14 protein-coding genes are annotated in these 13,676 nt (G+C 53.5%); 8 read left to right on the top strand and 6 right to left on the bottom strand.

Going from position 1 to position 13,676, the window contains the following annotated elements; genetic code table 11:
* The first annotated feature begins 73 nt into the window (after positions 1-73).
* The 3 genes from ACT3RQ_RS14345 (at position 74) to ACT3RQ_RS14335 (ending at position 2,681) form a co-directional block, all read left to right on the top strand.
* Positions 74-1,429: an aldehyde dehydrogenase family protein gene (locus ACT3RQ_RS14345; protein WP_444680728.1), complete on the top strand. Its 1,356-nt coding sequence runs from the start codon at positions 74-76 to the stop codon at positions 1,427-1,429.
* Positions 1,430-1,620: 191 nt separating this feature from the next.
* Positions 1,621-1,830, top strand: a complete 210-nt coding sequence (locus ACT3RQ_RS14340) for an EAL domain-containing protein (protein WP_444680727.1) — start codon at positions 1,621-1,623, stop codon at positions 1,828-1,830.
* Complete coding sequence (locus ACT3RQ_RS14335) at positions 1,830-2,681, top strand: MurR/RpiR family transcriptional regulator (protein WP_193054458.1); 852 nt, start codon at positions 1,830-1,832, stop codon at positions 2,679-2,681. Before ACT3RQ_RS14340 ends, ACT3RQ_RS14335 begins: the two co-directional genes overlap by 1 nt.
* Positions 2,682-2,707: 26 nt before the next feature.
* Here ACT3RQ_RS14335 and ACT3RQ_RS14330 read toward each other — a convergent pair whose 3' ends face one another.
* Positions 2,708-3,061 (bottom strand): RidA family protein, encoded by a 354-nt coding sequence (locus tag ACT3RQ_RS14330; protein WP_193054457.1) that lies wholly within the window; start codon positions 3,059-3,061, stop codon positions 2,708-2,710.
* Between the two features lie 71 nt (positions 3,062-3,132).
* Positions 3,133-3,615: an Lrp/AsnC family transcriptional regulator gene (locus tag ACT3RQ_RS14325; protein ID WP_172117488.1), complete on the bottom strand. Its 483-nt coding sequence runs from the start codon at positions 3,613-3,615 to the stop codon at positions 3,133-3,135.
* Positions 3,616-3,849: 234 nt separating this feature from the next.
* On the opposite strand from ACT3RQ_RS14325, the gene ACT3RQ_RS14320 reads away from it, so the two are divergent.
* From ACT3RQ_RS14320 to ACT3RQ_RS14305, 4 genes are all read left to right on the top strand, one after another.
* Complete coding sequence (locus tag ACT3RQ_RS14320) at positions 3,850-5,544, top strand: 2-isopropylmalate synthase (RefSeq protein ID WP_444665837.1); 1,695 nt, start codon at positions 3,850-3,852, stop codon at positions 5,542-5,544.
* 126 nt (positions 5,545-5,670) lie between these two features.
* Complete coding sequence (gene crcB, locus ACT3RQ_RS14315; RefSeq protein ID WP_444680726.1) at positions 5,671-6,057, top strand: fluoride efflux transporter CrcB; 387 nt, start codon at positions 5,671-5,673, stop codon at positions 6,055-6,057.
* A complete protein-coding gene (locus tag ACT3RQ_RS14310; RefSeq protein WP_444680725.1) occupies positions 6,054-6,443 on the top strand; it encodes a fluoride efflux transporter FluC in 390 nt (129 codons plus the stop codon). Before crcB ends, ACT3RQ_RS14310 begins: the two co-directional genes overlap by 4 nt.
* Before the next feature lie 31 nt (positions 6,444-6,474).
* Entirely contained in the window at positions 6,475-7,443 is a 969-nt protein-coding gene (locus ACT3RQ_RS14305; RefSeq protein WP_444680724.1) for an arsenic resistance protein, read from the top strand.
* On the opposite strand, the gene cfa is transcribed toward ACT3RQ_RS14305, so the two are convergent.
* The 3 genes from cfa to ACT3RQ_RS14290 all read right to left on the bottom strand — a co-directional run bounded on the left by cfa (position 7,440) and on the right by ACT3RQ_RS14290 (position 11,139).
* Positions 7,440-8,600, bottom strand: a complete 1,161-nt coding sequence (gene cfa / locus ACT3RQ_RS14300) for a cyclopropane fatty acyl phospholipid synthase (protein WP_444680723.1) — start codon at positions 8,598-8,600, stop codon at positions 7,440-7,442. The genes ACT3RQ_RS14305 and cfa overlap by 4 nt on opposite strands.
* Positions 8,601-8,768: 168 nt before the next feature.
* Positions 8,769-9,626, bottom strand: coding sequence for a universal stress protein (locus tag ACT3RQ_RS14295; RefSeq protein WP_444680722.1), 858 nt, complete (start codon positions 9,624-9,626; stop codon positions 8,769-8,771).
* Between the two features lie 22 nt (positions 9,627-9,648).
* Positions 9,649-11,139, bottom strand: coding sequence for a SulP family inorganic anion transporter (locus tag ACT3RQ_RS14290; protein ID WP_444680721.1), 1,491 nt, complete (start codon positions 11,137-11,139; stop codon positions 9,649-9,651).
* A 523-nt stretch (positions 11,140-11,662) separates the two neighbouring features.
* Here ACT3RQ_RS14290 and ACT3RQ_RS14285 point away from each other — a divergent pair.
* The gene (locus ACT3RQ_RS14285) at positions 11,663-12,676 is read left to right on the top strand and encodes an isocitrate dehydrogenase (protein ID WP_444680720.1); all 1,014 of its coding nucleotides are present in this window, start codon (positions 11,663-11,665) and stop codon (positions 12,674-12,676) included.
* A 263-nt stretch (positions 12,677-12,939) separates the two neighbouring features.
* Here ACT3RQ_RS14285 and ACT3RQ_RS14280 read toward each other — a convergent pair whose 3' ends face one another.
* Entirely contained in the window at positions 12,940-13,590 is a 651-nt protein-coding gene (locus ACT3RQ_RS14280) for a peroxiredoxin (RefSeq protein ID WP_087111990.1), read from the bottom strand.
* Between the last annotated feature and the right edge of the window lie 86 nt (positions 13,591-13,676).

The following is a 13,676-nucleotide window of genomic DNA, read 5'->3' as shown; positions in this document are numbered from 1 at the left end:
CGAGCATTAACGTAGCGCTTACAAGCCACTATTGCGCCCCAAGACATCCAGGTACGGAAGATAAGGAGCGGTTATGCAGCACGATTTAACAGGTATCTTTAATGCCCAACGACACGCTGTTGATCAAACGCCTTTTCCAACGCTAAGTGTTCGTCGCGCACGATTGGCACGTTTAGCGCAAATGACCAAGCGTCATCAGCATGAGATTGTGCGGGCTATTCAAACGGACTTTGGCCAGCGTAGCGACACAGAAATCCACTTGGCGGAAATTAGTGCCGTGCTACAGGCCATACGTTATGCGCGCCGTCACCTCTGGCGCTGGATGCGCCCCTGGCGCGTCGGTGTGCCTTGGCGCCTGTTACCGGCACAAGCACGCATAGCCCCGCAGCCATTGGGCATCGTTGGGGTTATTTCCCCCTGGAATTACCCGTGGAGTCTTGCGCTACTGCCCGTTATTGACGCCTTTGCCGCCGGTAATGTTGTCATGCTAAAGCCCAGTGAGCTAACACCTCACACCAGCACCTTGCTCGCTCGCTTGGCTTGCCAATATTTTACCCAGGATGAACTCGTCGTCATTCAAGGAGATGCATCGACCGCTCAGGCATTTAGCAAGCTTCCCTTTGATCACCTGGTGTTTACCGGTTCGACCAGCATTGGGCGTCACGTAGCTAGTGCTGCGGCAGCCAACCTTACGCCTGTGACCCTAGAGCTAGGCGGTAAATCCCCCGCGCTGGTGGCAGGTGATGCCGACATGGATAAAGCGGCCACGGCCATTATATTCGGCAAGGGACTTAACGGTGGACAAACGTGTTTGGCACCCGACTACGTTCTTGTAGAAAGCCGCCATCTTGAGTCCCTGGTTAGCGCACTAAGCCGTGCTATTGTCCAGCAGCGCCCTGATAGCAGAGAAGCAACCAGCCCGATCAATGATGCCCATCGCGCACGCGTAGAGGGCCTGCTGACAGAAGCCCGTGACCACGGCTGTCGAGTCATTGATCACGGCAACCATGCCCCTGCGCTGGTTATCGACCCCACCCAAACACTTTCTGTGATGCACGAAGAGATTTTTGGCCGCGCGCTTCCCGTTATCGGTGTTAAAAATATGGAGGCGGCGATTGAGTTTGTGAATGCACGTCCGCACGCTCTAGTGGTATATGCGTTTACTAATGATAAAACGCTTCAAACGCGGTTACTGCAACAGACTCGTTCCGGTGCGCTTGTCTTTAATGAAACACTGCTCCATCACGCGGTCCCCACCTTACCGTTTGGCGGCATCGGTGAAAGTGGCATGGGGGCTTATCATGGGCGCCACGGTTTTGAGCGCTTTAGCCATTTACGTGGTGTGTTTTATCAAACGAAACACGCTACCAGCAGGATTCTGCAGCCGCCCTACCGGCGCTGGCTTATGAAACTGCTTCGTTTACGTTAAAGCTTATTCATTAGGGGCTGTTGACGTTTCATTGCAGAGATATTGGCAGGATAAGAGCAACCCCGCAGAGTAGAGGCTCCGGCACTGATTGCCGAGTTACCTTCTGGCGCGGCGCTAGTGGCTGATAAAGGCTATAACAGTGGTGCTATGCAGCCCCTAATAAAAACGCCGTTGATCGCCAACTTGCCGTTATGATTACCCAATTAGCCTACGCGGTGGGTTGTGATATTGTGGCAGAAGGGATTGGAACCGCCGAACAAGCCGCCTATTTACACTCTATCGGTTGCGAAGCAGCGCAAGGGGACTATTATGCTCGACCACTGCCAGCCAATGTATTTGTTGCCTGGTGTAAAGATTGGACATCACAACTTCCGCCCCACACTGCTTTGGAGCCTGCTTAATGGCGCATGACTTGCTTGACCGCTTACGCGAACGCTTAGAAGAATTAAACCGCTCCGAGCGTAAAGTTGCTAACGTGATCCTGGACGATCCGACAGCCGCTACCAGCTTAAGCATCGCAAGCCTGGCCCAAGCCGCCAGTGTCAGCGAGCCAACCGTTAACCGGTTTTGCCGCAATTTTGGCGCCAAGGGATATCCCGACTTTAAAATCAAGCTCGCGCAAAGCCTGGCGGGTGGGACACCCTACGTGACCCGCGCCGTTGAGCCCGGCGATACGGCGGCCCAATACACGCAGAAAATTTTTGGCGCCACCATTGCCGCGCTGGATGAAGCCCAGCGTGATATTGATATGGCGGCCATTGAACGAATGGTCGACTACCTAACCCAGGCAAAACAGATTCACTTTTTTGGGTTAGGCGCATCAGGTGCCGTCGCTCAGGATGCTCAGCATAAGTTTTTTCGGTTCAATCTACCGGTCATGGCCTACGCCGATGTATTGATGCAGCGCATGGTGGCGGCGTCCTGCCATACGGGCGATGTGGTGGTGATTATTTCCTACACCGGACGCACCCGTGAGCTGGTAGATATCGCCCGTGTAGCGCGCGAATCTGGCGCCGTTGTGCTGGGTATTACAGCCCCCGCGTCACCGCTTGCCAACGAGTGCAGCGCCACGCTTAACGTGGCAACCCCTGAAGACACCGACCACTACATGCCCATGACGTCAAGGGTGATTCAGCTTACCTTGATTGACGCCCTGGCCACCGGCGTCACACTACGGCGTGGCGAAGACTTCTTACCGCACTTGAAAAAAATCAAGGACAGCCTGCGCGACACCCGCTTTCCGCTGGACTAGCTCAACCAGCTAGAAAGGCTTCCGTTCTATACAGCGGTGGTCACGGTTATTTCTACTTTTAACTCGTCGGCAGGCATCGGGGCACATACGCAGGTGCGCGCTGGCGCGTAGCCTTCGGGCACCCAGGCATCCCACACCTCATTCATGGCGACGACATCGCTGCCGTCCTTGAGATAAATCGTGGCGCTTAATAGCTGCTCACGGCTTGAGCCGATCTCTTTTAACAGCGCATCGACACGCGCCAGCATGCTTTCTGTCTGCGCCTTAATATCGCCATGACGCGCCTCAGGCCCCGCGACCTGACCACACAAATAAGCAACCCCTTGGTGGATAACGGCGCGACTCATGCGGGCCTTGGTATCGTGACGTTCGATCGTCATAGAGCACTCTCCTAAAAAATGGGAAAAAAACAGTGTAAACGGCGACTCAGTGACTGACCACGCTTTCCTGTTCAGCGCTGTGTGGGTACCGGCCGATGTTCAAAAACCCGGCGTAACACAAAGCTGGTATGCGCCCCTGTGACACCTTCAATACGGTTAATAACGTGCAGCAGTAAATGCTGATAATCATCCATATCCTGGACTAAAATCTTTAGCTGAAAGTCGGCAGCCTGCCCAGTAATGATCAGACATTCGATCACGTTGGGAATTTTTCGGATGTGGCGTTCAAAGTTCTCAAACCGCTCGGAGGTATGCTGGTCCATGGCAATATGCAGCAGTACCATCAGTTGGTAGCCCAACTGGCGAGCATCTACCTCGGCGCGATACTGCATAATCAAGCCGTGCTCTTCCAGCGCACGCACCCGGCGTAAACAGGGCGATGCCGAAAGGCCAATTCGATCAGCCAATTCCTGGTTACTGATCCGCCCTTCTTGTTGCAGAATCGTCAAAATTTGGCGGTCAAAACGGTCAAGCGTCAATGGCGTCACCGACATAAACAGCAGCCTCTGCTAAGAAATTATAAATTATTAAAACATACTGCCAATTAATGCCATTTTTATTCATTTTTAGCAACAACCTAGCGCTATAAACCCGTTACACTATTCACACTGCCAAAAGCAGTTAACGGTTGTGTGCCATACTCTGCATCATGAGTCTGCACCGATGAACAAAGGCCTACCCACAAGCGGCCAGTTTTCCAAGTCATTAACCCCCTTAGGAATCTCATCATGTCTGCTTTCGATCATCGTAAATATCGCCCAGCACCGCGCGTTCCTGCGTTTAACCGCCAATGGCCTGACCGTGACCTTGATCGTGCGCCGATCTGGGTAAGTGAAGACCTGCGTGATGGTAACCAGGCGCTGCTAGAGCCGATGACCGTTGAGCAGAAAAAGCGCTTCTGGCACCAGATCGTTAAGGTGGGCATTAAAGAAGTCATGGTGGGGTTCCCTTCCGCCAGCCAACCCGACTTTGATTTTGTGCGCTGGTTAATTGAAGAAGATCAGATTCCTGAGGATGTCACTATCGCGGTGCTGGTGCAGTGTCGCGAGCATTTGATTGAAAAAACCTTTGAAGCTTTAGTGGGTGCCAAGCGCGCTATTATCCACCTGTATAACTCGACCTCGACCATTCAGCGCGAACGCGTGTTTGAGATGGACCGCGACGGTATTACCGATATTGCCGTTCAGGGCGCTACCTGGGTTAAACAGTATGCCGAGCGCTATCCAGACGTTGCCTGGCGTTTTCAGTATTCACCGGAGAGCTTCTCCAGCACCGAAATCGACTTCTCGCTGGCGATTTGTGAAGCGGTGATGGACGTTTGGCAGCCAACGCCTGAGAACAAGTGTATCCTCAACCTGCCGACGACCGTCGAAGTGGCTGGCCCTCACCACCATGCCGACCAGATCGAATACTTCTGCCAGCACATCAGTCGTCGCGATAGCGTGATTATCTCGGTGCATACCCACAACGACCGAGGCGGTGCAGTAGCCTCAGCCGAACTTGCCTTGCTTGCCGGTGCCGACCGTGTGGAAGGCACGCTGCTGGGTAATGGCGAGCGTACCGGCAACATGGACATCATCACGCTGGCCATGAACCTTTACAGCCAAGGGATTGATCCTAAACTTGATCTTTCCAACCCGGATGAGATCATTCAGGTCGTTCACGAGTGCACCGGCATTACCATGCACCCACGCCACCCTTGGGTAGGTGAAATGGTGTATACCGCCTTCTCTGGTAGCCATCAGGATGCGATTCGTAAATCCCTCAAGCACCAGAAGCCCGACGAACCGTGGCAAGTGGCTTACCTGCCGATTGATCCCCACGACATTGGCCGCGACTACCAGGCCGTGATTCGAGTCAACAGCCAGTCCGGCAAGGGCGGCATGGCCTTTTTGCTTGAGCGCGACTACGGCATCAACCTGCCACGCTGGATGATGCTGGCCTTGGCCCCCTATGTACAAAAAGAGAGCGAAGAGCGCGCCAGCGAACTCTCAAGCGAGATGATTCGCCAAGTGATGTTCGATAACTTCACCCAGGAAACGCCACTGTCGCTGGCAGACTACCAGCTTTCCAAGGGCCAGCACGAAGGGCTTGAAGTGACCTTGTGGCAAGGTAGCGAAACCCTGCGCCTGTCTGGTTCCGGCAACGGTGCCATGTCGGCCTTTACCGATGCCTGGCAGAAGCACTCCGGTGTTAACGTGACGATTATCGACTACAGTGAGCACTCGTTGGGCGGTGGTAGCGAAGCCAACGCAATCGCCTTTGTACAGTTGAGTATTGATGGCCAGCGCATTTGCGCCGTTGCCGAAGATAGCGACACGGTTAGCGCTTCTTTGAAAGCCCTGATCTCGGGCATCAACCGCGTCGCCACTACAAACGCGGAGGCAGCGCCAAGCCATCAGGGCAGCGTCCTGCCAGCCTAACGATCTATAAGTAATACACTAATGCCTTGCGCGGCTACCCACGCAAGGCATTTTTCTGCGCCTTGAAAACGCATGTTAGAATTGGCCGCTTATCGAAGACCCCTTTTGTTAGTCAGTGGAGAAAACATGGGTCCAGGCATCGCAAGCGTACTGCTTATCGCACTGGGCGGCGCACTCGGGGGAATGGCCAGGTTTGCTCTTTCCAACCTGTTAGCGCGCAGGCTGGGCAAGGCGTTTCCTTGGGGCACGCTCGTGGTTAACGCGACCGGCGCGCTGGCCGCAGGCTGGCTACTGGGCCGCCAAGGCCTGCCTGACACACCAACGGCGTTCTGGCTGTTTAGCGTAACTGGCCTACTCGGCGGCTATACCACGGTCTCATCGTTTAGCCTGCAAACTCTTGAACTTTGGCAAGGCGGTCAATCGGGTCGTGCAGCACTCAACGTGGGCGGCACACTGATGCTGGGCATTGGCATGGCAGCGTTGGGCTGGGCGCTGGCAGGGTACCGCGTATGAGGACTTGGAAATGCTACCTTGCCGTCGGGATTGGTAGCGGCCTGGGCAGCGCACTGCGCTACGCCGTATCGCTTGTCTCCCAAGCGGCCTTGGGTAGCTATTTTCCTTGGGGCACGCTGATCGTCAACGTACTGGGGTCAGGTTTGATCGGCTGGATAGCCACCACCGCGCTACGTGCGCCCCATGGCAGGCTAGCCTACTGGCACCCGCTGCTCGTGGCAGGTTTTTGCGGCGGCTTTACGACCTTTTCACTGTTTAGCCTGGAAACGCTGCATTTCCTTCACCATGGGCAAGGCTGGCTAGGAATTTCATACGTGCTGGTGAGCCTGCCGCTATGGCTATTGGCCGCCATGACGGGCGAGCGCTTGGCACTTCGCCGCCAATAGACACTCAAGAAAAACCACTCAGAGAAAACCAATGCGCGAGCAGATGGAAAAACACCAGTGCTGGATTTACCTGGTCTGCATTGGCCTAGGGCTGGCCTTGGGCGTTGTGTCACCGGCGCTGGCTGATGTGCTGGAGCAGTTACTGTGGCCACTGTTAGGCCTTCTGATGTACGCCACCTTTAGCCAGATTCCTTTGCTTAGCGTGGCGCGCGGCCTTACCGACGGCCGCTTTATGACGGCGCTGCTAGTGGGCAACTTTATCGCCATTCCGGCCTTTCTGGGGCTGGTGGTCGCTTGGCTGCCGCTCTCACCTGCGGTATTGGCCGGCGTATTGCTGGTACTGCTGGTGCCCTGCACTGATTGGTTTATCAGCTTTACTCACCTAGGCAAGGGAGATACGCCCCGCGCTGTCGCGGCCGCTCCGCTGCTGTTATTGGTGCAAATGGTGGCTCTCCCTGTCTATCTCTGGCTCTTTCTGGGATCAGAGTGGTTTCATCTGGCACTCTCCACCTCACTAATTGTTGCCTTTGCGGGCCTTATCCTGCTTCCCTTGGCGCTTGCCGGGCTAACGGAATTTGCGGCTACTCGGCATAGGCGCATCAAGCGCGCCATCTATCACCTGGGCATACTGCCCGTGCCACTGCTTGCCTTTGTGGTCTTTATTATTGCAGCGTCACAGGTCAATCACTTGGGCGGGCTGTATCATGTGATGGCTCAGGTCATGTTGGTCTTCATGGTTTTTTTGGTGTTTGCGGGCTGGCTGGGGCGTGCGCTGGGCAGGCTGTTCCGTTTGCCAACCGCCAGTGCCCGCACGCTGGCTTTTAGCTTTGGCACACGCAACTCGTTTGTCATGCTGCCCATCGCCCTGGCTCTGCCTGGCGCATGGCAACCCGCAGTCGTAGTGATTATTTTTCAGTCACTGGTAGAGCTTTTTGGAATGATCTTCTATCTACGCTGGGTGCCCGGTAAATTGCTGCCTGACCGTGAGCGAGGCAGCTAGCTAACCCGCGCGTATCCTCCCGCTACACCCTGTTTGCTGAATACCAGTTGCCACAGCTGAATCTCACGTGCTCTAAAGGCTCCCGCACAACTCAACAGGTAGTAGCGCCACATACGATAAAACGTTGGATTAAACTGACCTTTAAACTGGGGCCAATTGGCTTCGCTATTGTGATACCAGGCCATCAGCGTTTTATCGTAGTCAGCTCCAAAGTTATGTATATCTTCCACCACAAAAAGCGTTTCAACCGCATCGGTAATATGGCTTAAGGTAGGCAACTCGCCATTCGGAAAAATGTATTTATCGATCCAGGGATCGGACATGGTCGTACCAAGGTTTTTGCCAATCGTATGAAGCAAGAAAAGACCTTCATCCTTTAGGCAGCGACTGACCACTTCCATATAGGCGCGATAGTTTTTACGGCCCACATGTTCGAACATGCCAATACTAACAATACGATCAAATCTTTCCGTTTCATCGCGGTAATCCTGTAAACGGAACTCTACCGGCAAGCCTTTTTTGATCAATCGTTTACCAAAATCCGCCTGCTCTTTGGAGATGGTCAGGCCGACACACTCAACGCCATAATGCTCGGCTGCATAAGCCATAAAGCTCCCCCACCCACAGCCGATATCAAGTACGCGCATACCCGGTGCTAACTGCAGCTTTCGGCAAATTAAGTCCAGCTTCGCCTCTTGTGCTTCATCTAGTGTGCACGCGTCTTTCCAATAACCGCAGGTATACGTCATACGCTGGTCAAGCATGGCCGCATAAAATTCATTGCCAAGATCGTAGTGCTTCTCGCCCACTTCCCAAGCCCGCTTAACGCTTTGTCGGTTTAACAACCGAGTACGCAACGCGTGATAAATCAATTGCGTGGGCTTAATACGTTGATGCAATTGCGCGCGCAGCAAGCGGGTAAAAAACACGTCCAACTGATCGCAGTCCCAATGCCCCTGCATATAGCTTTCACCTAAGCCCAGATTGCCACGCGCCAGTGCATTTTCGATCACACCAGGCGCTTTAAGCTGCATATCCCAAGGGCGATCGCCGTTGAACTGTATATCAGCCTGGGCCATTAGGCTGGCTGCAAAGCGATGAGAGGAAGAGGTGGGATTAAACGGCTGTGATGTTCGTTCAAGCGTGGGTAGATTCACGTCAGGCTCCTTACGCTACTCAAGAGATGAATAGTTCAAGACACTCTTAAATAAACATAGAAGCTCATTTCAGCATTTGCAGCTTTTAACGTTACCTTCTATTCATTGTTAAAAAGCCGCTCTGCCAACCCGTAGCAAAGCGGCTTATCATAGGAAAACGAAGGAGACTTAGCGCAAAATAAGAACGGGGATACGGCTGCTACGCAGCATCGCAGTCGTCGTGCTGCCAACCAACAAGTGGCGGATGCGCGAGTGCCCATAAGCGCCCATGACCAAGAGGTCAATGGCGTGCTCTTGCTCGTAGGTTTGCAGCGCATCATCTACGTTGCCGTTGCGGATAGCGCCTTCTGCCTTGTGGCCTGCTTCACGCAGGATACCTAACGCCCAACCAAGCTCCAGGCGATTCTCTGCATTGTCCGTATCCACCAGTAGTACATGGCACTCGCTGCCTGAAAACAGTGGCGAACGGGCTAGCATTTCCACACCTTTTCGAGCCGTTTTGCTGCCATCATACGCAATCAATACTTTTTCAGGCTGCTTGAACGTGTCGGGCACCATCAAAATAGGGCGATGCATTTCACGCACCACCCGCTCGAGGTTGGAGCCAAGATGCTCGCTGGCTTGATGAGCCGTCTCGCCGCGCTTACCCATCACCAGCAGGCGCATTTCATTTTCAAGCCCGACCAGTGTTTCCACCAAAGTACCGTTCAGTTGGCGAGTAACGGCGTCGCTAACGCCCTCTTCAACGGCGCGCGCCTGGGCTGCTTCCAGCATCAACCTGCCCTGTTCGCGGTTGACCTTGGCACGCTTCTCATCAAGGCCCATCAATTCCTCCAGCAAGCGCTCGCGGGCGCCAAAAAACAGCTGGCCCGAAAGATCCGGCTCGCCTGGCACTTCTGAATGGTTATCGGCCACATGCACAAAGGTTAACGGCGCGCCCAGCGCAAGGCTTGCCCAAGAAGCGTAATCGCAAACGCCTTGTGAAAACCGGGAACCATCAATTGCGGCAACTACATGTTCCGGCATGCTGCTCTCCTTTATTAGATCCTTAGTGGCCATCCATCAGTTTTTCGACCGCCTTTTGATCGTTGTGCATCGCGTAGCGGTCAACCACCGTGGCGCTGGCTTCGCTCATCCCAACCAACACGACATCAGTACCTTCACGGCGGAACTTGATAACGACCCGATCAAGTGCCTGTACAGCGGTAACATCCCAGAAGTGCGCGTTGGATACATTGATCGTTACCTTGTCCAGGCTCTCCTTGAAATCAAACGCCGCCATAAAACGCTCGGAAGAGGCGAAGAAGACCTGCCCAACGACCTGATACTCACGCTCCCGGCCCGCCTCTATCTCAGTAGAGCCGATGTACATGATATTGCCAACTTTATTAGCAAAAAACAGCGCTGCCAGCAGCACGCCAACAAAGACCCCGATCGCCAGGTTATGGGTACTTACGGTCACAGCGACCGTCGCTAACATGACAATATTGGTACTGAGAGGATGCTTTTTAAGATCCCGAATCGACGCCCAGCTAAAGGTGCCTATCGATACCATGATCATGACAGCCACCAGCGCGGCCATGGGGATTTGTGATACCCAGTCGGCTAGAAACACGACCAACAGCAGCAGTACAACGCCCGCAATCAATGTGGATAGCCGCGTACGGCCACCGGATTTAATATTGATCACCGACTGACCAATCATGGCACAACCTGCCATACCGCCCAGTAATCCGGCGCCAATATTGGCAATGCCCTGGCCTTTGCACTCGCGGTTTTTATCACTCGATGTGTCGGTCAAATCGTCCACAATGGTCGCTGTCATCATCGATTCCAGCAGACCCACCACACACAGCATCAAGGCGTAAGGCAGAATAATCATCAAGGTTTCAAGGTTAAGCGGGACATTCGGCCACAGGAAAATCGGCAGCGTATCAGGCAGTTCACCCATATCACCCACCGTGCGAATATCCATGCCACTCACCATATACACAATGGTTAACACCACGATGCACACCAGTGGCGAGGGTAGCGTTTTACCGATCACCGGCAGATAAGGGAATAAATAGATAATGCCCAAACCGGCCAAGGTCATGACATACACATGCCAAGTGACATTGGTTAGCTCAGGTAACTGGGCCATAAAGATCAAAATGGCCAGCGCATTCACAAAGCCAGTAACGACCGAGCGCGACACAAAGCGCATTAGCTCAGCGAGTTTTAAATACCCGGCGATAATCTGCAGCACCCCGGTTAGAAGTGTTGCCGCCAGCAAGTACTCAAGGCCATGCTCGCGCACCAGCGTGACCATCAATAGCGCCATGGCGCCAGTGGCCGCAGAGATCATCCCCGGCCGCCCACCGGTAAAGGCGATAATCACCGCAATACAGAACGAGGCATAAAGACCTACTTTCGGGTCGACGCCTGCGATAATCGAGAACGCGATCGCTTCGGGAATCAGCGCCAGCGCGACGACCAGGCCCGAAAGGGTGTCGCCTTTAATATTGGAAAACCACTCATGCTTGCTGAAAAGTGCCATTCAGGGAGTCCATCGTTATTGATTAAACAAGACGCGCTAACTCCGCCCCACAGGGCCAGATGTCACGTCATTCAAAACCAGATTGTATGAGTCAGGCTGCAGGATGAAGACGCCAGGAGCGTCAGTAGCCAAATAACGGCAATAGAATGCCGTAACGCCGTGGAAGCGCTTTCGCGCCATGGCGTTTTCGAAAGAGGGAATACCTAGGGTGGAGTCATCAACCCAGTGGTAAGTACTACAGATGTTGCCAATGAACGTTTCACTGCGCAGATGCCTTGCCGAGATATTTTACGAAGTTACCCTGCCACTGAAGGTTAAGCGGCAGAACCGGCGCAGAGTTTACCAGCAACCTACCTCTTCTGCACCCCGGCGCACTTGAGGTCTGGCTGTATACTTAAATAGTCAGCGCAGGATGCGCTTCGGCGTCACCATCGCTACCATGGGCATCAAGCGCATAAGGCGCCATCATTGAACCTGGTCAACATTTCGACCAACGCGTTCCCATCTTCCAGAGGAGTAGCACATGAGCCATTCAATTGCGGTGATTAAAGGCGATGGCATTGGGCCTGAAATTATGGATGCCACCCTGCGCGTGCTCGATGCGCTGGAGTGCGGCTTTGAATACGAGTTTGTGGATGCAGGTCTGTCAGCACTGGAAAATCATGGAACGTTGATCCCCCAGGCATCGCTTGATGCCATAGAGAAACACGGCATTGCATTGAAAGGCCCGCTGACCACGCCCATTGGCAAGGGATTCTCCTCCATTAACGTACAGCTACGCCGTCACTTTGACCTTTATGCCAACGTACGCCCGGCAATCAGTTTTCCTGGCACTCGTTCGCGCTTTGAAGACATCGACATGATCACCGTACGCGAAAATACCGAAGGTGCGTATTTGTCTGACGGTCAGGAGATGATCGACGACGGCAACACCGGCATTTCAGTGATCAAGGTAACCCGTAAAGGCTCCGAACGTATTGTGCGTTATGCGTTTGAGCTGGCCAAAAGCAGTGGCCGGAAAAAGGTCACTGCAGTGCATAAAGCCAATATTATCAAGACCAGCTCTGGGCTGTTTTTGGATGTGGCGCGAGAGATCGCAAGCGAATATCCCGACATTGAGTTTCAAGAGATGATTGTCGATAACGCCTGTATGCAGTTGGTGATGAACCCGCATCAGTTTGATGTGGTGGTTACCACGAACCTGTTTGGCGATATTCTCTCAGACCTGTGTGCAGGCCTGGTGGGCGGGCTGGGCTTGGCACCTGGCGCTAATATTGGTGAAAGAGCGGCAATTTTTGAAGCGGTACACGGCTCCGCCCCTGACATTGCGGGTAAAAAGCTCGCCAATCCCTGCGCTCTATTATTGGCTGCCGCGCAGCTGCTTGATCATTTGGGCATGGCAGACAAAGGCGAAATTATCCGTCACGGCATTCGCTCAGTGTTAGAGACCCGCCGTGACATGGTCACACCCGATATGGGCGGCACGGGCAACACCGATACCTTTGCGCAAGCGCTGGTTGAGTACATCCACGCCTAACTATTCAGCTTGAATACGTTTCTTTAATAGCTATCTGCGCCCTTTCATCAAGGGCGCTTTTGGTTACGAGCCCTGCTTGCTCACTGCTAGCCAACCATCGCGGAAGCTCAGCGGCTAACCAAAGCCTTAAACTAACAGACCAGCGTATCAACAGCGCTTAAACAACGTGTGTTAGCAACATCGTCATGGGTTATCAGGCGCCATTAAAAAAGCCCCAAGGCGTTAATAACCCTGGGGCTTTTAAGAACGCTATGACTGCGCGCTTATTTTAGCGATGTTTTACGCAGGTAAGGCAGCACCGCGTCAAACTCACCAAATTTTTGCTTGGCATCGTCATCTGAAACACTTGGCGGAATAATCACATCCTGGCCAACTGTCCAATCAGCGGGAGTCGCCACACCGTGCTTAACGGTTGCCTGCAGGGCATCCAGAGCACGTAGAATTTCAGCGAAATTACGCCCTACCGTCATGGGATAGGTCATGGATAGCTTTAGCTGCTTATCCGGCCCAATGATAAACACCGAGCGTACCGTGGCGCTGTCGGCTGGCGTACGGCCATCCGGCAGATAGGCATCTTCGGGCAGCATATCAAACAGTTTGGAAACCTTAAGGCCTTCATCGGCGATGATCGGAAAATCAACGTCGCTGCCGCTATACCGGGTGATATCGTCGGCCCAGCGTTTGTGATCCTCAACGCCATCAACCGACACACCAATCACTTTAGTACCGCGCTTTTTCCACTCGGCGCTTAGCGTGGCTACAGCACCAAACTCCGTGGTGCAAACCGGTGTAAAGTCCTTGGGGTGTGAAAATAAAATAGCCCAGCTATCACCAATCCACTCGTGGAACTGGATAGGCCCTTGGCTAGTTTGTGCTTCAAAATCGGGAACGACCGCATTAATACGTAGTGACATTGTGCCTCCTTCGCGGGTGATTACTGCTTTTAATACCTTAAACCACCTTTAAGCAATCCACTATAGAACATTTAGTGCTAAGAAAG

The organism is Halomonas sp. AOP43-D1-4 (assembly GCF_052446175.1).
GTDB classification, from domain to species: Bacteria; Pseudomonadota; Gammaproteobacteria; order Pseudomonadales; family Halomonadaceae; genus Vreelandella; species Vreelandella citrativorans.
Note: the sequence above shows the minus strand (reverse complement) of the source record. Positions and strands in the feature narration are given on the sequence as shown.